Source organism: Brevibacillus choshinensis, assembly GCF_016811915.1.
Taxonomy (GTDB): domain Bacteria; phylum Bacillota; class Bacilli; order Brevibacillales; family Brevibacillaceae; genus Brevibacillus; species Brevibacillus choshinensis_A.
This window is the reverse complement of sequence record NZ_CP069127.1, coordinates 4,497,329-4,517,525: the sequence shown is the minus strand read 5'-3', so window position 1 is coordinate 4,517,525 and position 20,197 is coordinate 4,497,329. Positions and strand designations below refer to the sequence as shown.

20 protein-coding genes and 1 pseudogene are annotated in these 20,197 nt (G+C 52.9%); 14 read left to right on the top strand and 7 right to left on the bottom strand.

What is annotated here, in order from left to right; genetic code table 11:
• Positions 1 to 2 precede the first annotated feature (2 nt).
• The 3 genes from JNE38_RS30790 to JNE38_RS22685 all read left to right on the top strand — a co-directional run bounded on the left by JNE38_RS30790 (position 3) and on the right by JNE38_RS22685 (position 2,496).
• On the top strand, positions 3 to 1,136 hold the full coding sequence (locus JNE38_RS30790; RefSeq protein ID WP_238933423.1) for a glycosyltransferase: 1,134 nt from the start codon (positions 3 to 5) through the stop codon (positions 1,134 to 1,136).
• Entirely contained in the window at positions 1,133 to 2,188 is a 1,056-nt protein-coding gene (locus tag JNE38_RS30785; RefSeq protein WP_238933422.1) for a polysaccharide pyruvyl transferase family protein, read from the top strand. Before JNE38_RS30790 ends, JNE38_RS30785 begins: the two co-directional genes overlap by 4 nt.
• Before the next feature lie 92 nt (positions 2,189 to 2,280).
• Complete coding sequence (locus tag JNE38_RS22685) at positions 2,281 to 2,496, top strand: alpha/beta-type small acid-soluble spore protein (RefSeq protein WP_203353391.1); 216 nt, start codon at positions 2,281 to 2,283, stop codon at positions 2,494 to 2,496.
• Positions 2,497 to 2,596: 100 nt separating this feature from the next.
• Here the strand turns inward: JNE38_RS22685 and JNE38_RS22680 are convergent, their stop codons facing one another.
• Positions 2,597 to 3,796, bottom strand: coding sequence for an MFS transporter (locus tag JNE38_RS22680; RefSeq protein WP_203353390.1), 1,200 nt, complete (start codon positions 3,794 to 3,796; stop codon positions 2,597 to 2,599).
• 188 nt (positions 3,797 to 3,984) lie between these two features.
• On the opposite strand from JNE38_RS22680, the gene JNE38_RS22675 reads away from it, so the two are divergent.
• The 8 genes from JNE38_RS22675 (at position 3,985) to JNE38_RS22640 (ending at position 11,509) form a co-directional block, all read left to right on the top strand.
• A complete protein-coding gene (locus JNE38_RS22675; protein ID WP_203357693.1) occupies positions 3,985 to 4,572 on the top strand; it encodes a TetR/AcrR family transcriptional regulator in 588 nt (195 codons plus the stop codon).
• A complete protein-coding gene (locus JNE38_RS22670) occupies positions 4,550 to 4,735 on the top strand; it encodes a hypothetical protein (protein WP_203353389.1) in 186 nt (61 codons plus the stop codon). Before JNE38_RS22675 ends, JNE38_RS22670 begins: the two co-directional genes overlap by 23 nt.
• Positions 4,736 to 4,919: 184 nt before the next feature.
• Positions 4,920 to 5,315, top strand: coding sequence for a response regulator (locus JNE38_RS22665; protein WP_203353388.1), 396 nt, complete (start codon positions 4,920 to 4,922; stop codon positions 5,313 to 5,315).
• A gap of 163 nt (positions 5,316 to 5,478) precedes the next feature.
• The gene (locus JNE38_RS22660) at positions 5,479 to 7,569 is read left to right on the top strand and encodes a carbon starvation CstA family protein (protein ID WP_203353387.1); all 2,091 of its coding nucleotides are present in this window, start codon (positions 5,479 to 5,481) and stop codon (positions 7,567 to 7,569) included.
• Positions 7,566 to 7,778 carry a CstA-like transporter-associated (seleno)protein gene (locus tag JNE38_RS22655; protein ID WP_203353386.1) on the top strand — a complete coding sequence of 71 codons (213 nt, stop codon included), beginning with the start codon at positions 7,566 to 7,568 and terminating at the stop codon, positions 7,776 to 7,778. Before JNE38_RS22660 ends, JNE38_RS22655 begins: the two co-directional genes overlap by 4 nt.
• Before the next feature lie 134 nt (positions 7,779 to 7,912).
• The gene (locus JNE38_RS22650) at positions 7,913 to 8,722 is read left to right on the top strand and encodes an inositol monophosphatase family protein (protein WP_203353385.1); all 810 of its coding nucleotides are present in this window, start codon (positions 7,913 to 7,915) and stop codon (positions 8,720 to 8,722) included.
• Positions 8,723 to 8,899: 177 nt separating this feature from the next.
• Positions 8,900 to 9,991: a glycoside hydrolase family 15 protein gene (locus tag JNE38_RS22645; protein WP_203353384.1), complete on the top strand. Its 1,092-nt coding sequence runs from the start codon at positions 8,900 to 8,902 to the stop codon at positions 9,989 to 9,991.
• Positions 9,992 to 10,132: 141 nt separating this feature from the next.
• Positions 10,133 to 11,509, top strand: coding sequence for a peptide MFS transporter (locus JNE38_RS22640; RefSeq protein WP_203353383.1), 1,377 nt, complete (start codon positions 10,133 to 10,135; stop codon positions 11,507 to 11,509).
• 35 nt (positions 11,510 to 11,544) lie between these two features.
• Here the strand turns inward: JNE38_RS22640 and JNE38_RS22635 are convergent, their stop codons facing one another.
• Positions 11,545 to 12,456, bottom strand: a complete 912-nt coding sequence (locus JNE38_RS22635; RefSeq protein ID WP_203353382.1) for a DMT family transporter — start codon at positions 12,454 to 12,456, stop codon at positions 11,545 to 11,547.
• 175 nt (positions 12,457 to 12,631) lie between these two features.
• On the opposite strand from JNE38_RS22635, the pseudogene JNE38_RS22630 reads away from it, so the two are divergent.
• Positions 12,632 to 14,061 (top strand): annotated as a pseudogene (locus JNE38_RS22630) (PLP-dependent aminotransferase family protein).
• A 9-nt stretch (positions 14,062 to 14,070) separates the two neighbouring features.
• Here the strand turns inward: JNE38_RS22630 and JNE38_RS22625 are convergent.
• On the bottom strand, positions 14,071 to 14,961 hold the full coding sequence (locus tag JNE38_RS22625; protein ID WP_203353381.1) for a LysR family transcriptional regulator: 891 nt from the start codon (positions 14,959 to 14,961) through the stop codon (positions 14,071 to 14,073).
• Positions 14,962 to 15,090: 129 nt separating this feature from the next.
• Between JNE38_RS22625 and JNE38_RS22620 the strand changes: the two genes are divergently transcribed.
• Positions 15,091 to 15,873 carry a SagB/ThcOx family dehydrogenase gene (locus JNE38_RS22620; protein WP_203353380.1) on the top strand — a complete coding sequence of 261 codons (783 nt, stop codon included), beginning with the start codon at positions 15,091 to 15,093 and terminating at the stop codon, positions 15,871 to 15,873.
• Positions 15,874 to 15,915: 42 nt separating this feature from the next.
• Here JNE38_RS22620 and JNE38_RS22615 read toward each other — a convergent pair whose 3' ends face one another.
• The gene (locus JNE38_RS22615; protein WP_203353379.1) at positions 15,916 to 16,626 is read right to left on the bottom strand and encodes a GDSL-type esterase/lipase family protein; all 711 of its coding nucleotides are present in this window, start codon (positions 16,624 to 16,626) and stop codon (positions 15,916 to 15,918) included.
• A gap of 157 nt (positions 16,627 to 16,783) precedes the next feature.
• On the opposite strand from JNE38_RS22615, the gene JNE38_RS22610 reads away from it, so the two are divergent.
• Positions 16,784 to 17,326 carry a nitroreductase family protein gene (locus tag JNE38_RS22610; RefSeq protein WP_203353378.1) on the top strand — a complete coding sequence of 181 codons (543 nt, stop codon included), beginning with the start codon at positions 16,784 to 16,786 and terminating at the stop codon, positions 17,324 to 17,326.
• A 511-nt stretch (positions 17,327 to 17,837) separates the two neighbouring features.
• On the opposite strand, the gene JNE38_RS22605 is transcribed toward JNE38_RS22610, so the two are convergent.
• The 3 genes from JNE38_RS22605 to JNE38_RS22595 are packed head-to-tail and all read right to left on the bottom strand — an operon-like array spanning position 17,838 to position 20,128.
• Positions 17,838 to 18,572 carry an amino acid ABC transporter ATP-binding protein gene (locus JNE38_RS22605; protein WP_203353377.1) on the bottom strand — a complete coding sequence of 245 codons (735 nt, stop codon included), beginning with the start codon at positions 18,570 to 18,572 and terminating at the stop codon, positions 17,838 to 17,840.
• A 34-nt stretch (positions 18,573 to 18,606) separates the two neighbouring features.
• Positions 18,607 to 19,302, bottom strand: a complete 696-nt coding sequence (locus JNE38_RS22600; RefSeq protein ID WP_203353376.1) for an amino acid ABC transporter permease — start codon at positions 19,300 to 19,302, stop codon at positions 18,607 to 18,609.
• Positions 19,289 to 20,128, bottom strand: coding sequence for an amino acid ABC transporter substrate-binding protein (locus JNE38_RS22595; protein ID WP_203353375.1), 840 nt, complete (start codon positions 20,126 to 20,128; stop codon positions 19,289 to 19,291). The genes JNE38_RS22600 and JNE38_RS22595 overlap by 14 nt, the downstream gene beginning before the upstream one ends.
• Between the last annotated feature and the right edge of the window lie 69 nt (positions 20,129 to 20,197).

Below are 20,197 nucleotides of genomic sequence, written 5' to 3'. Positions count from 1 at the left end.
ACGTGACAAGCCGCATATTGATGGTTCTGGACAGCATGGGCACAGGCGGGACGGAGACGCATGTTCTTAGCATCAGCAAGCCGTTTTTAGCCTGTGGAGCCCGACTGTTTTACGCAGGGGCGGACGGTCCAATCCATCAGGAGTTTGTCAAAGCAGGCTTTCAGATTCATCTCGTGGAGTCGAAAGGAGTCCCACTCCCCGAGCGCAAGAAGTTTTTGTACGATGCCTACAGTCAGATCATGAAGCAGCAAGGCATCACCATTGTACACGTTCATATGACACCGTCGGGAATCATTGCTGCATCAGCAGCCAGAGAATTGGGCATCCCCGTTGTGTTTACCATGCATGGAACCTACTATCCGCGAGAAGAGGCGACCGAGCTGGCACAACTGAGCGATGCAGTCATCAGTGTGAGCAAACCGGTCGAGCGTTATTGGCGGGCTTACGGAATTGCCTCGACAGTCATTTCAAATGGGATTGATCCGGAAGAGTTCGGACCTGAACCAGGCGAAGCTTACAAGCCACAGGTTTTGCCTGATTTGCCCGAACATGCGACCGTCGTCACCTACGTCAGCAGATTAGCTTGGCAGAAAGCCTCCGTCTGCAACATGGTGCTGCGTGCGACGAAGACGTTGACCGAACCGGAAGACTTGCACATCGTCGTGGTCGGAACGGGGGCACAGGCTCATCATGTGCAGGAATTGGCCCGGAACCTCAACAAGATGAAGGGTTCCACCTACGTCCACATCGTCGGCGAGCAAACAGACGTCAAGCCGTACTACAGGAGGAGCGACCTCGTGATTGGTACGGGACGCGTGGCGCTGGAGGCGATGGCTTGCGGCAAACCCTTGCTCGCGATTGGGAATCACGGGTACGTGGGCCTGATCACACCCGAACTCTACGCCATGGCCTGGGATTACTATTTCGGCGATCATGATTCGATTGAAAAGCCGTCCCCTGCGTTGATTGCAGAAGCGTTGAAAAGAGCCCTTGCCGACCGTGGAGCACTGAGTAAGATCGGGGAGCAGGGGCGAGCGTGGGTTTCGTCCCAGTTTGACATTTTTCAAAAGGGTCAGGAAATTCTCGACCTGTTCGAACGTGTGATAACCAGCAAGGAGGGGGGAGTGTCACAATGAGAAAGGTCTTGTACGTGGGCTGGATCGGGTTTAACAATCTGGGTGACGAGCTGATGTGGCGGGTATTTGAACAGCTGTCGCACAAGCATCTGGATGCACAGCAGGTGCAGGTGGTTCCTTCTTTGCCCGGTGTCGATCTCGCAGACCTCGGCCCGTACGATACGATCGTCCTTGGCGGTGGTTCCCTGCTCGTTCCCGGCTACGTGGATGTCGCGCATCGGGCAGTCCTTCAACGGAAGCGACTGGTGATCTGGGGGAGCGGATACGATACGCAAATGCCGGCGCAGCTGGACGCAGCAGGAAGACTTTTGGATGCACGCTTCGGAGAAAGTGAGAAGATGCGGCAAATGCTGCGAGAAATCGGGCAGCACGCTGTGTTTTTTGGGGTGCGTGGGCCGCTGACTCATCAATATCTGCAGGAAGCGGGCGTCGGCAACTGCCTATCGATCAGTGGTGATCCGGGCATGCTGCTGCTCCCACCTGCAGCCGGCAACAGGAAAACAGAGAATGGACAAAAGGTGGTTGGGATCAACTGGGGAACATCGTACAACCGCATTTACGGGAAAAACGAGGCTGCTGTCGAGGATGCTTTGGCGAAAGTGGCGCGACAACTGGTGGATGATGGCTATCAGCTTTATCTTTTCACCATGTGGGGACCGGATCGGGATGCAAACAAGCGACTCTGCCAAAAGATCGGAAGACCCGGGCAGGTTACTCTTGATCTGGAAGTGCACGGACATGCAGAGATGATGCGCCGCATCCAGGAGATGGAGGCGACGATCAACTTCAAGCTGCATGCCAACGTACTCAGTGCTGCTTGCGGTATTCCTTTCGTCTGCTTGGCGTACCGCTTCAAATGCCTGGACTTCACCCACTCGCTGCAGCTGCCTGAACTTACGGTGCCAACTGATGAACAGGGCCTTGCCCAACGCATCCTGTCCCGCGTGAAATTCGCGATAGAATACAAGGAATCGATACAGGTCAATCTGGCAGAAAAGCAGAAGCAGATGATCAGCAAGCTGGAGGAGCCTTTTGTGAAAGGCTTGCTCTGAAATTGGTAAGTTAAGGGATCTCTATTCGGCGTAAATATTGCCACGGAAACGGGTGCATAATAAGCCCACAACAACGAATGGAGGGATCACGAATGTTCAACACAGGCAATCGCAATAGCAACCAAAAGCTCGTTCCGCAAGCATCTCAAGCGCTCGATCAAATGAAGTACGAAATCGCTGCAGAATTTGGAGTCATCCTCGGACCGGACACGACCTCCCGTCAAAACGGTTCCGTAGGAGGAGAAATCACCAAGCGTCTGGTGACCTTCGCGGAGCAACAGCTCTCCGGCGGCGGCTTCCGCATCTAAGCAAAAGAGGGTTCCAAATGGGACCCTCTTTTCTTACGTTCTCACCCCTTGATTTCAAAAAAGATGCAGTGGGAATTTCGCTGATTTGCACAAGTATTTTTTAGGAACGCTTTTTTTCCATTGCATAATAGAGGAACGCAAGGACAGGGAAAACCAACCCAATCCATAAAGCCGCATTCCATCCCCCGACGGCGTAAGACCAACCGCCGATAGCAGACCCGATAGCACCCCCGAAGAAAAAGATAGCCATAAAAAGTCCGTTCAATCGACTGCGGACATCCGGTCCCAACGAAAATATCTCGCGTTGTCCAAGCACGAGGTTTGCGGAAACTCCGGCATCCAATAGGATGGCGGATACGACGAGTGCAGCAATTCCAACAATAGAACGTGTCTGGAATAGAAGAGGCAGCAGAACGGAAACGATGACGGTGGCAAGTGCGATTCCGGTTGCAGGTTTCGTCCATCCACGATCCGCTATCCGTCCGGCTACGGGTGCAGCTAGGGCTCCCGCCACTCCAACAAGTGCGAACAAAGCGATGGCTTTCTGCGAAAAATGATATTCAGGACCAGACAAAAGCAAAGGGGCAGTGGTCCAAAACAGGCTGAACGTGGCAAATACACAAGCATGGTAAGCGGCACGGCGACGTAAGATCGGTGTTTGTAACAGCAGGTGCCACATGGAACCCAGAAGGGTTGCATAGGTTGTGTTTGTGACTGGTTTTCTAGCAGGCAGCACCTTCAAAAGAATGATCGCTAAGAGAAACACCGCTGTTGCTGACAAGGCAAAAATCGCGTGCCAGCCAAACATATCAGCCACAAGGCTCGACAACGGGCGCGAAAGCATGATACCCAGCAGCAGACCACTCATGACATTGCCTACGACGCGGCCCCGCGCAGCATCTGTCGCCAGATAGGATGCAAAAGGTACCAGTACTTGTGCTGCGACCGAGCCCATCCCGATCAGCAAGGAAGCGATAAAGAAAAGAGTAGCTTGTTTCGTCACTGCTGCAACAGTCAGAGCTGCTGCTGTAAAAACCAATGCAGTGAAAACCAGCTTTCGGTTTTCAATCACATCCCCCAAAGGAACGATAAACAGTAAGCCGACAACATATCCGATCTGGGTCAGCGTTACGATTAAGCCTGCACTGCCAGCAGACAGGCCGATGGAAGAACTGATTAATCCGACTAGAGGCTGCGTATAGTAAAGATTGGCGACAATGATGCCGCAAGCGGTTGCGAGAAGCAGGGTTAGCCAGGCCGGGATACTCTTTTCAATAGCTTGATTTCTCGAAGTATTCATATGGTCTCCTTTTTGTTTCCGTTTTCTCTTCCCATGATCATTTCACAAAAAAACAAATACTGAACGTTCAGTTTCCTAATTGCAATTAAATAATATACTGAACGTATAGTTTTGTAAATAAGGAAAATTTTTTTCCTTTTCAAGCCGCAATACGTATACTAAACGTATGGTTTCTATTTTTGAAAGGGATGATGAATGTGCAGGGAAAAAGAGGGCGTCCGCGCAATGTCGAAACGCATAAGTCAATCCTTTCCGCATCTTATGACCTCCTGTTGGAGGAGGGCTTTAAAGCGGTCACCGTCGATAAGATTGCAGAGCGTGCGAAAGTTAGCAAGGCAACGATATATAAATGGTGGCCAAACAAAGCTGCCGTAATCATGGAAGGGTTTCTCAATGCTGCATCTGCGAGATTACCCGTGCCAGATACAGGCTCTACCTTTCAGGATATTCTGATTCACGCGACCAGCTTAACCAGGTTTTTGACGAGTCGAGAGGGAAACATCATCAAGGAGTTAATAGGAGAAGGGCAGCTAGATTCCAATTTGGCGATGGAATATCGAGCGCGGTTTTTCCAGCCCCGGCGCCTCCAAGCCAAAGAGCTTTTTGAGAAAGGCATTCAGCGAGGAGATCTGAAAGAGAATTTGGATGTTGAATTAGGCATCGATCTTGTTTACGGGCCGATTTTTTATCGCTTGCTTGTAACCGGCGACCAGCTGGATGATTCCTATATGCGCGATCTGGTGACAAACGCTTTTGAAGGGATCCGATCGACGTGAACGAAAGCTCGGACAGACGATAGAAAAAGGAAAGGCCAGTTCCGCACGAAGCATCGCTGCCGTAACCGAGCAAACCTCCGCGAGTACGGAAGAGACGGCATCGGCCACAGAAGAGCTTGCGAGCATGGCAGAAAGGCTGAATCTACTAGTCGCTAAGCTTTAAGTATGGAAGAACAACAGAAAAAGAGAGAAATGAGTCGAGGTAGCCTAGGGCTGCACTCGACTTTTTTTGTGAAAAGAGGCATTTGGATCCGTTTGTTTAGAAATTGTTGAGGAAGTACAGGTAGAATGTTGCCGTTTGGTGCAGGGCTGCGGGATGACAGACTGAATAGGAGAACGTAGAAGAAATGAACAGCATTATGATCGTTGATGTTGCAGCGTTCACGCGGCTCACGATGAGAAGCGTGTTCGAATCGATGGGGCTAAAGGTCATTGCAGAGGCAGATTCGGTGGAAGAAGCGGTGAAAAATTATCGCTTGTATCGGCCGGATTTGGTTCTGATAGACATCTCCATGACGGGAATGGACGGCCTTCGTGCTTCTAGAAAGATCTTGGAGGTTGATCAGGATGCCAAAATCATCATGTGCTCGGCCCTTGCTTATCGGGATACCGTCATCCAGGCCATTCACTCCGGAGCAAAGGATTTTATTGCAAAGCCATTGCAAAAAGAAAGGATAGAGCTAGCGATCCAAAAAGTGCTCGGGGAAAACGAGAGCGGACGCATGATGCCAAAGAGAGGGTAAGTCCATTTGGATTGTATCCGCTTTCATTCATGCGTCTATGGTGCGTTTCAGGTTGTAATTTGTGCGATTCAGCCAATTTCCATTTTGAGGAATTTCTTCTTGTGATACGTTCTAGGAAGGCATTCTTTTGCCTGAATACCAAATGAAAAAGGAGGATACTCGGATGAGAAAATGGTTACTCTCCGTTCTGATCTGGGGCGGGATTGCTGCGCTCGGCGCTGTCGGCTTTGGGATTATTGCGCTGACTCGCGGTGAATCTGTCAACTCATTCTGGCTGCTCACAGCCGCTTTTTGCACTTATGCTGTAGCTTATCGTTTTTACAGCCGTTTTATTGCGAAGAAAATCATGGGTCTGGATGACAACAGGGCCACACCGGCCGAAGTGAACAATGACGGAAAGGACTTCGTTCCCACGAACAAATGGATCTTGTTCGGCCACCACTTTGCAGCGATTGCAGGTGCGGGTCCTCTCGTTGGTCCGACATTGGCGGCACAGATGGGCTACCTGCCGGGAACTCTCTGGATTATTGTGGGGGTCGTCATCGGGGGAGCGGTCCAGGATTTCATCATTCTGTTCGGTTCCATGCGGCGCAATGGGAAATCATTGGGTCAGATCGCCAAGGAAGAGATTGGCCCGTTCGGCGGTGCACTCGCTCTGGTAGGCATTATTGCCATTATGATCATTTTGATTGCCGTTTTGGCGATGGTTGTTGTAAACGCTCTCGCGGAATCTCCGTGGGCGACCTTCACCATCTTTATGACCTTGCCGATCGCCGTTTTTATGGGCTTGTACATGCGTTACATTCGTCCGGGCAGGGTCATGGAAGGCTCGATCATCGGGCTGGCCCTCCTGTTCCTGTCGCTGTGGCTGGGGCAGGCGGTAGCTGCATCGCCTACCTGGGGACCTGCCTTTACGTTCTCCAAGGTACAGCTGGCCTGGATGATCATTGTGTACGGCTTTGTCGCTTCCGTGCTGCCTGTGTGGCTGCTCCTGGCACCGCGTGATTACCTGAGCTCGTTCCTCAAGGTAGGGACGATTGCCGTACTGGCTGTCGGCATCATCCTGACACTGCCGCCGCTGCACATGCCTGCTCTGACCAAATTCATCGACGGTACCGGCCCGGTATTTGCGGGCAATCTGTTCCCGTTCCTGTTTATCACCATCGCATGCGGGGCCGTATCCGGCTTCCACGCACTGGTCTCCTCAGGAACGACACCGAAAATGATTTCCAAGGAATCGCACGCGCCTTTGATCGGATACGGCGGCATGCTGATGGAGTCCGGCGTAGCCATCATGGCGATGATTGCCGCTTGCGTGCTCACGCCTGGAGTCTACTTTGCCATCAACTCGCCGGGGGCTGTCATCGGAGCAGACGCGGCAGCTGCCGCGACCACGATATCAAGCTGGGGCTTTACGGTGACGCCTGATCAGCTGACGACGCTTGCCAATGACATTCAGGAGAAAACGATCCTATCCCGCACAGGCGGCGCGCCGTCGCTGGCGATCGGGATGGCGACCATATTCTCTGGCGTATTGGGCGGAAAGGCTTTGATGGCATTCTGGTACCACTTTGCCATCCTGTTCGAGGCGGTATTCATCCTCACCACCATCGATGCCGGTACTCGCGTGGGCCGTTTCATGGTGCAAGACATGCTCGGCAACGTCTTCCCGAAAATGAAGGAAACGAATTGGCTTCCTGGCAATTTGATCGGATCGGGGATCATCTCCATCGGCTGGGGCTACTTCCTGCTGCAAGGCGTCATGGATCCGCTGGGTGGCATCTATACGCTCTGGCCGCTCTTTGGAATCGCCAACCAGATGCTGGCTGCAATCGCGTTTACCGTAGGAACGACGCTCATCTTCAAAATGGGCAAGGCCGCTTACTCGTGGGTGACATTGGTTCCGATGGCGTGGCTGAGTGCCGCGACATTGACGGCCGGCTGGCAAAAGCTGTTCCATCCGGATGCGAAAATCGGGTTCCTCGCCCATGCGGAGGCTTTCCAAAAAGCGCTTGATGCAGGGACTTTGCCCAAAGGCGTAAAAACGATCGAAGCCGCACAAAAGATGATTTTGAATGACCAGATCGATGCTGCTGTTTGCGCGATTTTCATGGTCATCACGATCGGGATCATCCTGGATGGCGCTCGCTTGTGGATCAATATCTTGCGCGGCAAGAAGTACCCGCTCTACGAATCTCCGTATATTCCATCCAAAGGGGATATCATCGACGGAAAAGGTCACCACGTGGCATGAGGCGCAAGTGGAGAGCGATCCGAAAGTCACTGCGCCGTGTGAGCTCTGCCATCAAGACGATCTTCGGTATGCCCGACTACGATCGCTACGTCCAGCATTGGTATGCGACCCATGCGGCGCCCGGTGTTTTCCCTATGACGGAGCGAGAGTACTACATGTATGCGCTTCGGGAGCGGTATGAAAAAGGCGGAGTCACACGCTGCTGCTAAGGAAGGAAAAAGGAGGCCCATCGTTTCGGGCCTCTTTTTGTTCGCGATGGGCCAAACCCCTGTTTCAGTGTGGTGTAACCACAGGTAAAGTATGGTACACTAAACAAAAAGTCATGTTGTAGGTGGCGATACGTGTGCAAGAACCATCACTGGCACAGCTGAAAGAGCTGGCTCTGCGATGCGCCCGATCTGCGGGTGAGCTGAGTCTCAAGCGAATGAAGGAACCGTTTACTGTGGAATACAAAACCTCTGCCTCCGACCTTGTCACGGCTGTTGATAAAGAAGTGGAGAAACACGTGATCCAAATGATTTTGGAGCGCTTCCCCGATCACGGGATTTTGGGGGAAGAAAGTGAATTCAAAGGGGATTACAAGCATTTCGATACGCTCTGGGTCATCGATCCGATAGATGGAACGACCAATTTTGTCCATCAGCAAATCAACTTTGCGGTGTCTATCGCGGTCTATCACAAGGGAGAGGGTCTGGTCGGTGCTGTGTACGACCCTTCCCGTGATGAACTATTCTATGCGGTCAAAGGAGAAGGGGCATACTTGAACGAGCGGCCGCTGCACCTCGAGAAAGTGGTGACGCTCGAGGAAGCGCTGCTGTGCACGAGCGTCTTTTGGAACAAGCGAGCCGAGCAAATGGGCATCGACCAGATCGTAAAGAAGCTGGCCGGAAAAGTGCGCGGCATGCGGCTGCTGGGGAGCGCTGCCTTGGAAATGTCCTACGTCGCAGCGGGAAGACTGGATGGCTATGTGAGCATGTCCTTGAACGCATGGGATTTCGGCGCAGCGCGTATCATCGTCGAGGAAGCGGGCGGAAAAGTCACGAATATGATGGGGACGCCGTTACCCTTCGATCAGAAAAGCAGTGTGATGGCCTGCAATCCTGCTTTTTACGAGGAGCTGCAGCATTACCTGAATCTAGCTGACGGTACGTAGAGAGAACGAAAAAGAAGAAAGTCAAAACCTGCTGGAACCGTCTTCCGGCAGGTTTTTGTTTGGCTCCAAGCGAGGGTACGCCTCGGGGGGAGAAGTGCATATGCTAAGGGAAGCGGTTTCTTTTTGATGTGAGATTCTTGGAATGGACGATGCTTGTCTCACAGGAGGGGAAAACGAATGACGACAGGTACCTTGATCGAGGAAAGCATGCGGATTATCAAACGGTATCAGGCAAAGAGCGGGGCCTACTTGGCTTCCCCTGCTTTTCGACCTTATCAATATGCATGGCTTCGCGATGGGGCGTTTACCGCCTATGCCATGGATCGTGCGCGACAGCATGAGAGCGCCCGGCGTTTTTATCGCTGGTGCGATGCTGTGATACGACGTTATGCGGATAAAGCACGGGCAGCGATCGCGGCGGTGCAGGCTGGACATACCAGCGGCGGAAATGAGCAGTTTTTGCATACCCGCTATACCTTGGACGGAGAAGAGGTGCCAGGGGAGTGGGGAAGCTTTCAGCTCGATGGGTACGGCACATGGCTGTGGGGACTCTCCGAGCATGTGCGGCTCAGCAACGAGATAGAGCTTATCCGCGAGCTGCGGCCGTCCATCGATCTGACTCTGGATTACTTGCGGACATGCTGGGAGCTGCCTAATTACGACTGCTGGGAGGAATGGGGAGACCGGCAGCATCCCGTGACGATGGCAGCCATTTACGGCGGTGTCCAAGCGATGGCACAGCATATTCCGGAGCGTGCCGGGGAGCTTTTCCAGTGGGGGGAGGACATTCGCCGTTTTGTCCTCGAAAAAGGAATCAACGACGGCCGTTTCATCAAATCGGTGGGCAATGCGGCTGTGGATGCCAGTTTGCTGTGGATCTCCGTGCCCTTTGGGGTGATCGAACCGAGTGATCCGGCGATGATCCGGACGGTAGAAGCAATCGAGCGAGAGCTGCTGTCAGGTCATGGCGTTCACCGCTATGCGGCAGATACGTACTTTGGCGGTGGGCAGTGGCCATTGCTGTCAGCATGGCTCGGCTGGTACTACGTCCGCGCCGGAAAACAGGAAGAAGCGCGCTGGATCCTCCACTGGGTGGAATCTCATCTGCTTCCGGAAGGGCTGCCCGAGCAGGTGCAAGATCGCCTGTTATCTCCCGAATCCTACACGCATTGGGTGGAGCGGGAAGGGAGTCCGGCTGTACCCTTGCTTTGGTCCCATGCCATGTACCTCGTGCTCGCAGCCGAGCTCGGCTTGCTGGCCGACGAATAGACGAATAAGAAAGTGGGCAACGCGGTTCCATTCGACTGGGGCCGCGTTTTTCTGTGAGGAATAAAATGTCTCCCGTAACAAATAGTAAAAGATGTGTACCAAGAGACATGCAAACAAACTAGCGGCGGGGAGCGATGAAAGATGGCGGAATCAGGGCAAGCACAGCATGGGAAGGTTCGGCATCCGCCAGGGCTGTACTTGCTGTTTTTCACAGAGCTTTGGGAGCGCTTCAGCTATTACGGGATGCGAGCTCTACTGACCTTGTATTTGACCTCGGCTCTGATAAGCGGTGGACTCGGTTATGAGAAAAGCACGGCGATGAGCATCTATGGATTTTTCACGGGAGCTGTCTATTTTACGCCACTCGCTGGAGGGTATTTGTCTGACCGCTTCATCGGGAGAAGGCGCGCCATCACCATTGGCGGGATTTTGATGGCACTGGGCAACTTCGTGCTGTTTGCGGTTACCAACACGGTCGGGCTCTATCTCGGGCTCGCCCTGCTGATCATCGGCAACGGCTTTTTCAAGCCCAACATCTCGACGCTAGTCGGGGAGCTGTATCCCAATGACGAAGGCAGGAAGGATGCCGCCTTTACCATCTTTTACATGGGGATCAACATCGGGGCGTTTTTCGCGCCGTTGATTTGCGGCTACTTGGCAGAGGATTTGTTCAAGACATCCGTGGATGGTGTCGATCACTTTGGATTCCGCTACGGATTTTTGGCTGCTGCGATCGGCATGATCATCGGACAAGCCATTTACAATGGCTTGGGAAACCGCTATCTGGGCGACATCGGCAAAGAGACGGTCAGGACAGCATCTATTTCGCAGGGGGCGGGAGACGTTTCTAAGGAACCTCTCACCACCAAAGAAAAGCAGCGCACAGCGGTCATTGTCATCATCACATGCTTCGTCATCTTTTTCTGGGCTGGCTTTGAACAAGCGGGGAGTTCATTGACCTTGTACGCCGACAAGTTTGTGGACAAGCATTTCTTTGGCTGGGAAGTGCCCACCGCTTGGTTCCAGTCGCTCAATCCGTTTTTCATTGTCGTACTCGCCCCTGTTTTGTCAGGCTTTTGGGTCAAGCTGGCATCGACCAAACGCGGCGACCTCAGCATCCCCGTGAAAATGGCATGCGGGATGATCTTGCTCGGCTTGGGGTACATGGTGCTGATCGTCGCTGTATTGCAGACGGGGAGTGACGAAAACAACATCGTCGTTCAATCCAATATCATGTTCATCATCTTCACGTATCTGCTCCATACCTTAGGGGAGCTCTTCCTCTCTCCAGTCGGGCTGTCGATGGTGAGCAAGCTGGCACCTCTCAAGCTGGCATCGCTTTTGATGGGAGTATGGCTCGCAAGTACGGGTGTGGCGAATATCCTCGGCGGTTATCTCGCCGCTTTTACGCAGTCACTCGGCTATTTTGAGGTTTTCGGCATCATTGGTCTTCTCGCGATCTTGATGGGGCTGGTTCTGCTGGCCCTTTCGCGAAAACTGGTGCGGATGATGGAATAGAGAGCAGTCGGAAAAGAAGGGGAAGAGCGGATCCGTTAATGGCCGAGCTTCCCCTTGATGTCATTTGCCGCAGAGGAGTGCTGCACTCTGAACGTCGCAAGCAAAACACCCAACAGCGTGACGACTCCCCCGAGGATCGAGGGCAGGGTAGGAACTTCTCCCAGCCATACCCAGCCAATGGCAAAAGCGAGTGCGGGTGTCAGGTAAAGCGAGCTGGTAGCCTCGGAGGCGCCGACCCTCGACGTGACGAAAGCGAGAGCCAGATAAGCAATCACTGTCGGAAAAATACCCAGGTAGAGGACGCTTGCGGAAACCTGCGCGGGTGCATGGGCGATGGCTTCTCCCAAACCAGGCAACGCGTAAAGCATGAAAAAGGTTCCACCCCAAATCGTGTAGGCCGTAAAGGCGAGAAAGCCGTATTTTTCTACATACGTGCGTTGAAACGCGAAGTAAAGGCTCTCGGAGAAGGATGCGAGCAGGATTAAGAATATTCCGCCATTCCATTGCAGGGTCTCGCCCGTCCCCAAGGAACTGATCATGACGCCAATGAATCCGAGCAAAGAGCCGACCCACCCGCGAATCCCAAAGCGCTCCCGATAAAAGAGCATGGCCAGGAGTGAAGCAAAAAGGGGAGTTGTCGAGACAAACAGGCTGGCTACTCCTGCAGAAATCGTCTGCTCGCCGTAGTTGAGCGCGACATGATAGACGGTAAAGCCAAGCCCGCCAAGCAACAGGAGGACGGGGATATCCTTTCCTTCAGGCAAGCGGATGCGAAAGACGACGGCAAACAGAATGAGCAGCGCAGAACCGATGAGAAAGCGCAGCAGCGAGAGCTGATCGGGCGAGTATGCTTCCAGCCCCACCCGAATCCCGGGGAATGCCGAAGCCCAAAGCACGAGGGAGGTGCATTGCGCGATGAAAATCGCGAGCGAAGACCGTTTCTTCATTACGCTTGTTCCTTTCTGTGAGAAAACCCAACCATTTTAAAGGGCCGACTTCCTTTTTGTTTTCATCTTAATGACGAATTGCTAAAATAGCTTCAACCAGTTGCACAAAACGAAACCCAACCACTTTGCCATCGATCGGGTAGAGGAGGGGACTGATCAAATGAGCAAAAACGGCATGAGAACCGCCAAAAAGGAACCCAAGTACAAGCAAATCATCGCGTACGTCATGGAGAAAATATCCACGGGGGAATGGCCGATCGGCAGCGTGATTCCCAGCCAGCGCGACCTCGCTGCTACGTTTGGGGTCAACCGGAGTACAGTCATAACGGCGTTGGAGGAGCTGATAGCGGATGGACTCTTGGAAGGAAGGATGGGCATGGGGACGGTTGTCATCAACAATACCTGGACATTGCTCGCCACCAATCCGCCGCCCGACTGGAATGAATATGTCCAATCCGGCTTGTACAAGCCGAGTCAAGCAGCCGTTCAGGAAATCAATCGGGATGAATCGAATCAGAGCTTCATTCAACTCGGAAAAGGTGAGCTGTCTCCTGATATTTTTCCGCTGGAGACCATGAAGGAAGTCATGCACCGGGTAACCGGGAATCTGGGGACGTTTGGTTATGAAGAGCCGAGAGGGTTTTTGCCGCTCAGGCAAGCATTGAGTGAGTACGTCAAAAGCTTTGGGATCGAAGCATCTCCATCCTCGATTCTGATCGTGTCCGGGGGCTGCAGGCGCTGCAGCTCATCTCTGTGGGACTGCTGCACCGTGGCTCTACCGTTTTGCTGGAGCGCCCGTCCTATTTGTACTCCCTTCATCTGTTTCAGTCAGCGGGGATGAAGCTGTCGGGTCTGCCGATGGATCAGCATGGGCTGCTTCCAAGTGCGATCGCAGCGCAAAAGAAGCAAAAAAATGGGGATATTCTCTACACCATTCCTTGTTTCCACAATCCGACCGGTGTGCTCATGACAGAAAAAAGACGCCGGGAGCTTCTGCACGTCTGTGAAGAGGAACGCCTGCCGATCATGGAAGACGACATTTATCGGGAGCTCTGGTTTGACGAGCCGCCGCCTCTGCCTCTCAAGGCGCGGGACAAGCATGGACACGTGCTGTATCTGGGCAGTCTGTCCAAGACGTTGACACCGGGGCTACGCATCGGGTGGGTGATTGGGCCGGAGCCAGTCATTGATCGCTTGTCAGACATCAAAATGCAGACGGACTACGGGTCCAGCTCCTTGTCGCAGAGAGTGGCAGCAGAATGGCTCTCCAGCGGTCTGTACAGCGAGCATGTCCAGGCGGTGCGAAGGGAGCTGAAGGTCAGATTGGCAGCGGCTCTCCAGGCTTTGGATACGCATATGAGCGGGCTGGCTACCTGGCAAATCCCGAGCGGAGGATTTTTTATCTGGCTGAAGATCAACGCCAAGGTATCTATGCTTGAGCTCTTCAGCAAGGCTTCGCGTCAGGGGATTTTGCTGAATCCAGGGAACATCTACGCTCAGGAAACGGATGGCTATTTGCGGCTTTCATACGCGCATGCTTCTTTGGAGGATCTGGAGCGGGGAATCAGGCAGCTGAGCCAGATTGTCGCCAGCTTAGGGAAATGACGAAAGCGGTTAGGTCTGCGAAGACCTGACCGCTTTCTTTTCCAGTGAGCTGATGTACTTCTGGCAGTGCACCGCAAATTCAGCGGTCACAGGCGAGATGGCTTGCCAATTGCGCACAGCGAGAACGAGCTGCCGAGTGATGGGTGGATCGAGCGGGATCGCCACGATCTTCGGGATGGTCTGGGGGATGTACAGCTCGGGGAGGATGCTTACCCCGATGTACTCCTGGACCATGGTCAGGATCGTGCTGATGTCACCGACTTCAAACGTCGACTTGGGGTAGATGCCATTGTTGTGCAGCATGTTTTTGACGCATGCATCTCGCGGCATGATAAAGCAGCGCTCCTCGATCTGGGAAAAAGAAAGAAGCGGCTCCTGGCATAGCGGATGCGACTCGGGCAAAATGACCATCATGAGGTCTTGAATCAGGGGAAGGGTCTGCAGGTCTGAATCGGGATGAACGGTAATCCCGATATCGACTACGGAGCTGGCGATCCAATTGTCGATCTCGTCATTTTTCCCTTCGAACAGGATGATTTCTACGGACGGATACCGTTTGCGGAAGTCACCCAGAAGCCCCGGGAGCAGCCTGGACGCCACACTATTGAGCGCCGCGATGCGCAGGGTGCCTGTATCCAGATTTCGTGCGGATGCCGCCTCCTGGGTCATGCAGGCGGTGATTTGGAGGATGTCCCGCGCATGCTGCAGCATGCGCTCTCCGATGCTGGTCGGGGTAATCCCGCTGCGGCTGCGGTGAAAGAGGGAGACTCCCAGTTCTTTTTCCAGACTGCTGATCATTTGCGATACGGCGGACTGGGTAAAGCCGATGTCCTCGGCGGCTCGCGTAAAGCTTCCAGCCTTGGCAGCGGCGATGAGGACCTGGAGCTGGGCCAAAGTCACAAGCAAACGCCTCCATTCCATTAGATAATTCTTATGCAACCTATTATAAACGATTGTTTTACTAATGGTAATGCGAAACGTATAGTGAGATTCATACGAAACGTTTATCCAAAGGGAGGCTGCAAGAAGATGCATCCGGAATGGCAAAGAATCGCAAATGAATTTATCCAGGCAACTTCATACGGTGTAGGGGAGCTGGAAAAGGGCTGGGCTTCCCGCTACGATTTTTCCAAGCGTCCCGCTACTTATTTGCGTTATGAGGAAGCATTCGTCCGCATTCCCCTAGGCAAGCCTGATTTCCCCGATTCGCCAAACCTGTGGGAGCTGCTTGGCAGCCGCCGATCCAAGCGGAACTTTTTGGCTACGCCGATGACGCTAAATGAGCTGAACATTCTCCTCTGGGGAACCCAAGGAATTACAGCCGATATGGGGGACTACCAGCTGCGGACGACTCCGTCGGCAGGGGCTCTTTATCCGATCGAAACCTATTTGCTGGTCAACCATGTCGAAGGTCTGGAAAAAGGATTGTACCACCTCGATGTGGAAAATTGGCAGCTGGAAGGACTTCGCCGGGAAGACCCTGCAGAGTCGGCCTACTTGTTTACGGAGGAACAGGAAATGACGCGGCGCGCAGCTGTCAATTTTGTTTGGACCGCCGTCGTGGACCGGACGAAGGACAAGTACAAGGAACGGGCCTATCGCTATATTTGGTGGGATGCCGGACATGTCGCGCAGAATCTCCACGTCGTCGCAAACGGCTTGGGACTTGGCGTCAGTACGGTCGGTCACTGGATGGATCGCGACATGAACCGATATTTGGGGATCGATGGGGTCGCGCACCTGTCCGTCCTCATGGCTTCGGTAGGAAAAATAAAGGGCGGCGATTGGCTCAAAGACCGACGTCCCGAATAAACGAAAAAGGATGGGGCTGCTTGAACGCCTCATCCTTTCTTTTTATCCGAGCAGCTCAATGCCATGTGCGGAAAGCGTTTCGCAAAGCACCTTGGTCATGATCCCGTATCCGATCACATGAGGATGCAGGCCATCGTCGGCGAGCTCCTCGCGCAAAGTAAGCCCATCCGAATCGGTCAGGTGCGAGTGGTAGTCTACATAGATGGCACCTGAGCCGGCTGCCATGGTTTTGAAGGCCTGATTGATTCGCACGACGAGGTCATTTCGCTCATCGTTGCGGGCATAGCGGTCCATCCGGGTGGGGAGCAGGGAGCAGACGACCGGACAGATGGCCATCTCCAGCGCTGCTTGGACCATGGAATCTACATCGCCGGTCACTTGCCGGTAGATTTCTTCCGCGGACAGCCGATCTACAGGAGAAAAAGCGTCCAGGGCCCATGTATTGTTGATGCCAATCAGGATGATGACATGCCGCGGCCGAAGCTGCAGCACGTCGGCAGGAAAACGCAGGCGAGCATGAGTGGTCGTATCTCCGCCAATCCCGCGGTTGATGATCGTGTACGGGGAGTTTGCAAAGAACGTGGAAAGATCCCACCAGTGCGTAATAGAGTCTCCAAAAAAGATCGTATCGATGGTGCGATCATGATAGAGCAGCGCTTCATTGTGGAAGTCAAACTCGTTTCGTCGCCGATCCGCTGCGGCATTGATGCTGAAAAAGCCAGGTCTGATCAAGTGTGGACGTTCTTGATTCACGCAACATCGCCTCCTGGTAAGGATTGTATCATGCCGGTCATATGCGGAATATGGAAAATTCATGATAGGTGCCACTTGATTTTGAGCTACGTAAACGATAACATATGAAAATGAGAACCATTATCAAAATTACATTTCTTTACTAGAAGGTGAACCTATGTCAATCTCCAAAATCATTCGCGAGCGCCGCTCGATTAAAAAAGACTATAAACCGGATTCGGTTCCGGAATCGCTGGTCCTTGAACTCTTGAATGACGCTGTCTATGCGCCGAATCATGGATTGCGCGAGCCGTGGCGGTTTTTGTTTGTCCCGACAGAAAACAAAGAGAGCTTCATCGAACGGATGCTTCCGGTATACGCTCCGGAGCAGCAGGCAACCCGCCGTGAGCTGTTCAGTGCTCCTGCGGCTTATCTGATCGTGATCATGAAAGAAGACCCTCGCCAGAAGCAATGGGAAGAAGACTTCAGCGCTACCTGTGCGATGATCCAAAACTTTCAGCTGCTTGCCTGGGAGAAGGGCCTCGGCGTCGTCTGGAAGACAAACCCGCACAACTGGGATCCCAAGGCCCATCAGGTCCTGGGCGTTGCCCCAGGTGAGAAGATCGTCGGATTCCTGCATCTCGGATTTTTCGATCAGGATGCTGTTCCAAAGCCAGGGCCGCGAACACCGGCAGAGAACAAATTCACGAGGTTCGAATAGAAGCAAGCGAGCGCTCTTTGAGAGGCTCGCTTTTTTTGCATGTTTGGTTTCATGAAAAAAGCCCGCCCGATCTAGAAGGGGGCTATTCGGGCGGCAAATGGAGGACGATATGTCCATCGTAGGGTCTGACAATCTCCATGATAGAGGACAGATGTTAAGGAACGGTAGAGACAACATGAAGCATTTGTTAATTTTTAGGCCTGGAGAGGCAAGCACCCGTTTTTTTTGCATTTGGGACACGAGCTAGACAGGCATCCATACGGGTATGACCGGGTTTTCATATGGTGAGATAGAAGCGCTGTTTGATAGACAGCAGCTCACATCGGCAGGAGAGGGGAGAGATAGCGATGGGATTTGGCTTTGGATTCGGCAATGGCGGTTTTCTGTGGATCATTCTCATCATTCTTCTGATCGCATGTTTCTGTGATGACTAAGGAATTTTTACATGAAAAAAGACTCTGTGCCAATTGAGAGGCGCAGAGTCTTTTTTTTTCTAGCCGAAAAAGAGATTTTACTTCAAATGCTGCAGGAACTGGCGTGTTCTCTCTTCACGAGGACTGGTAAAGAGCTGCTCCGGAGTGCCGTGCTCCACGATGACTCCTTGATCCATGAAAATGACTTCGTCCGCCACCTCGCGTGCAAAGCCCATCTCGTGGGTGACGACTACCATGGTCATACCTTCCTGTGCCAGCTCCTTCATGACCTTGAGTACCTCGCCGACCAGCTCCGGATCCAGCGCTGATGTAGGCTCGTCAAACAGCATGACCTGCGGATCCATCGCGAGAGCGCGGGCAATTCCCACACGCTGCTGTTGCCCCCCCGAAAGCTGCGCCGGGTAATGATCGAGCTTATCGCCGAGTCCCACTTTTGCGAGGAGAGTGGAGGCTTTGGCCCTCGCTTTTTCTTTGGTCTCCTTTTTCACTGTGACCGGGCCTTCCATGACGTTCTCCAAGGCTGTCATGTGCGGAAAGAGATTGTAGTTCTGAAACACCATGCCCGTTTGCTTGCGCAGCTGTGGCAGCTGGGAGCGCTCTACCTTTTTCGAGAAATCCATCTTGACCTCTCCGATTTGAACGGCGCCGCTGGTCGGTACCTCCAGCGCGTTCAAACAGCGAAGAAGGGTGGTTTTCCCAGAGCCGGACGGTCCGATGATGACGATGACTTTCCCTTTGGCCACACTCAAGGAGATTCCTTTCAACACTTGCAGGTGATGAAACTGCTTGTGCAAATCCGTGATGGCTATCATGGCTTGAAATTCACCTACTTCTACTTCAATTCAATTAAACGTAACGGTCCAGCCGGTTCTCGAGCCGGTCCTGAATGATAGAGAGCACAAAGCAAATCATCCAGTAGATCAGTGCGGCCTCCGAATAGACGAGGAGAGGCTCATAGGTGGATGCGACGATTTCCTGCGCTTTTCGGAACATCTCCGGTACGAGAATCGCAGCAGCGAGAGAGGTATCCTTGACCAGGCTGATAAAGGAATTGGACAAAGGCGGCACCGAAACGCGAGCTGCCTGCGGGAGAATGACCCGCTGCAGAGCCTGCCGGTACGTCATACCGATGGAGTACGCAGCCTCCCATTGGCCTTTTGGAATGGACAGGATCGCTGCTCTGACCACTTCGGAAGAGTAAGCTCCGACGCTGAGAGAGAACCCGATGATGGCAGATGGAATCGGATCGATCATCACCCCGATGCTGGGAAGACCGAAAAAGATGATAAACAGCTGCACGAGCAGAGGTGTACCGCGAATGATCGAGACGTAGACGCGGGCGATGGCCACAAGCGGCTTGATTCCCGAGATTCGCGCCAATGCTGTAAAAATAGCGATGATGAGACCGAAGAAAAAGGACGCAATCGCGAGCGTCAAAGAATAGAGCAAGGCTCCTTTCACCAGAGGGAGAAAGGAGCTTTGCGCGATTGAGATCCAACGGTCCAGGCGTTCTGGATTGTCAAAAAAGTTACTGAGAGACATCTGCACCAAACCATTTCTCAGAGATTTTTTTCAGCGTGCCATCCTTGGACATTTCGTCCAGCGCGCTGTTGAAGGCATCTACCAGCTCTTTGCTGCCTTTGCGGAACATAAAGCCGTTTTCCGCGACATTCGGATCCTTGGCTACGATCTTGATTGGCGTATCAGGCTTCTGTTTCAGGAAGTCCAGGAGAGAGAGGCCGTCGTTGATCGTGATGTCGACACGCTTGGAGACGAGAAGGTCGATTGCCTGGTTAAAGCCTTCCACCCCTACGATCTCTGCACCGTTCTTCTTCGCGATGTCAGTCAGGTTGCTCGTGAGCGTCTGAGCTGCTTTCAAGCCTTTGATATCTTCAAAGCCTTTCACGCTAGTGTTGTCCTTGTGTGTTACGAGTACGGCGGTAGAGACGGTGTACGCTTTGGAGAAATCGTATTTCTCCTGGCGGTCAGGACGGATACCGACCTGATTGGCAACCACGTCAAACCGCTTGGAGTCGAGTCCCGCGAACATCGCATCCCATTGCGTTTCCTGGAAGACTGGCTCTACACCGATTCGCTTCGCTACCTCCGTCACGACATCCACATCATAGCCGGTCAGCTTGCCGGTCGTATCGTGGAAGGTGAACGGTGCATAGGTGCCCTCGGTTCCAATCAAGAGCTTGCCATCCGTTTTTACTTTATCGAGCAGGTTTTGTTCCTTAGGTGCTTCTGCTTGAGCAGGGGCAGAGGTTTGGTGATTTTGATGAGATTCATTGCTCGGTGCAGCCCCGCAGCCGGCTAGTGCAAAAACCAGAGTCGAGACGAATGCGGTGAATATTTGTTTTTTCATAATATAACCCCCACTAAACCGATGTGAATTAAATAAGGAAAATACTATAAGGGTTGAGTGGTTTTGTCA

Coding starts and splice junctions, on each gene's coding strand:
- JNE38_RS22665 (WP_203353388.1), top strand. CDS start 4,920: ATGAACAGCATTATGATCGTTGATGTTGCAGCGTTCACGCGGCTCACG.
- JNE38_RS30785 (WP_238933422.1), top strand. CDS start 1,133: ATGAGAAAGGTCTTGTACGTGGGCTGGATCGGGTTTAACAATCTGGGT.
- JNE38_RS22685 (WP_203353391.1), top strand. CDS start 2,281: ATGTTCAACACAGGCAATCGCAATAGCAACCAAAAGCTCGTTCCGCAA.
- JNE38_RS22600 (WP_203353376.1), bottom strand. CDS start 19,302: ATGTCTCTCAGTAACTTTTTTGACAATCCAGAACGCCTGGACCGTTGG.
- JNE38_RS22675 (WP_203357693.1), top strand. CDS start 3,985: ATGATGAATGTGCAGGGAAAAAGAGGGCGTCCGCGCAATGTCGAAACG.
- JNE38_RS22680 (WP_203353390.1), bottom strand. CDS start 3,796: ATGAATACTTCGAGAAATCAAGCTATTGAAAAGAGTATCCCGGCCTGG.
- JNE38_RS22605 (WP_203353377.1), bottom strand. CDS start 18,572: ATGATAGCCATCACGGATTTGCACAAGCAGTTTCATCACCTGCAAGTG.
- JNE38_RS22645 (WP_203353384.1), top strand. CDS start 8,900: ATGACGACAGGTACCTTGATCGAGGAAAGCATGCGGATTATCAAACGG.
- JNE38_RS22620 (WP_203353380.1), top strand. CDS start 15,091: ATGCATCCGGAATGGCAAAGAATCGCAAATGAATTTATCCAGGCAACT.
- JNE38_RS22610 (WP_203353378.1), top strand. CDS start 16,784: ATGTCAATCTCCAAAATCATTCGCGAGCGCCGCTCGATTAAAAAAGAC.
- JNE38_RS22640 (WP_203353383.1), top strand. CDS start 10,133: ATGGCGGAATCAGGGCAAGCACAGCATGGGAAGGTTCGGCATCCGCCA.
- JNE38_RS22660 (WP_203353387.1), top strand. CDS start 5,479: ATGAGAAAATGGTTACTCTCCGTTCTGATCTGGGGCGGGATTGCTGCG.
- JNE38_RS22635 (WP_203353382.1), bottom strand. CDS start 12,456: ATGAAGAAACGGTCTTCGCTCGCGATTTTCATCGCGCAATGCACCTCC.
- JNE38_RS22655 (WP_203353386.1), top strand. CDS start 7,566: ATGAGGCGCAAGTGGAGAGCGATCCGAAAGTCACTGCGCCGTGTGAGC.
- JNE38_RS22595 (WP_203353375.1), bottom strand. CDS start 20,128: ATGAAAAAACAAATATTCACCGCATTCGTCTCGACTCTGGTTTTTGCA.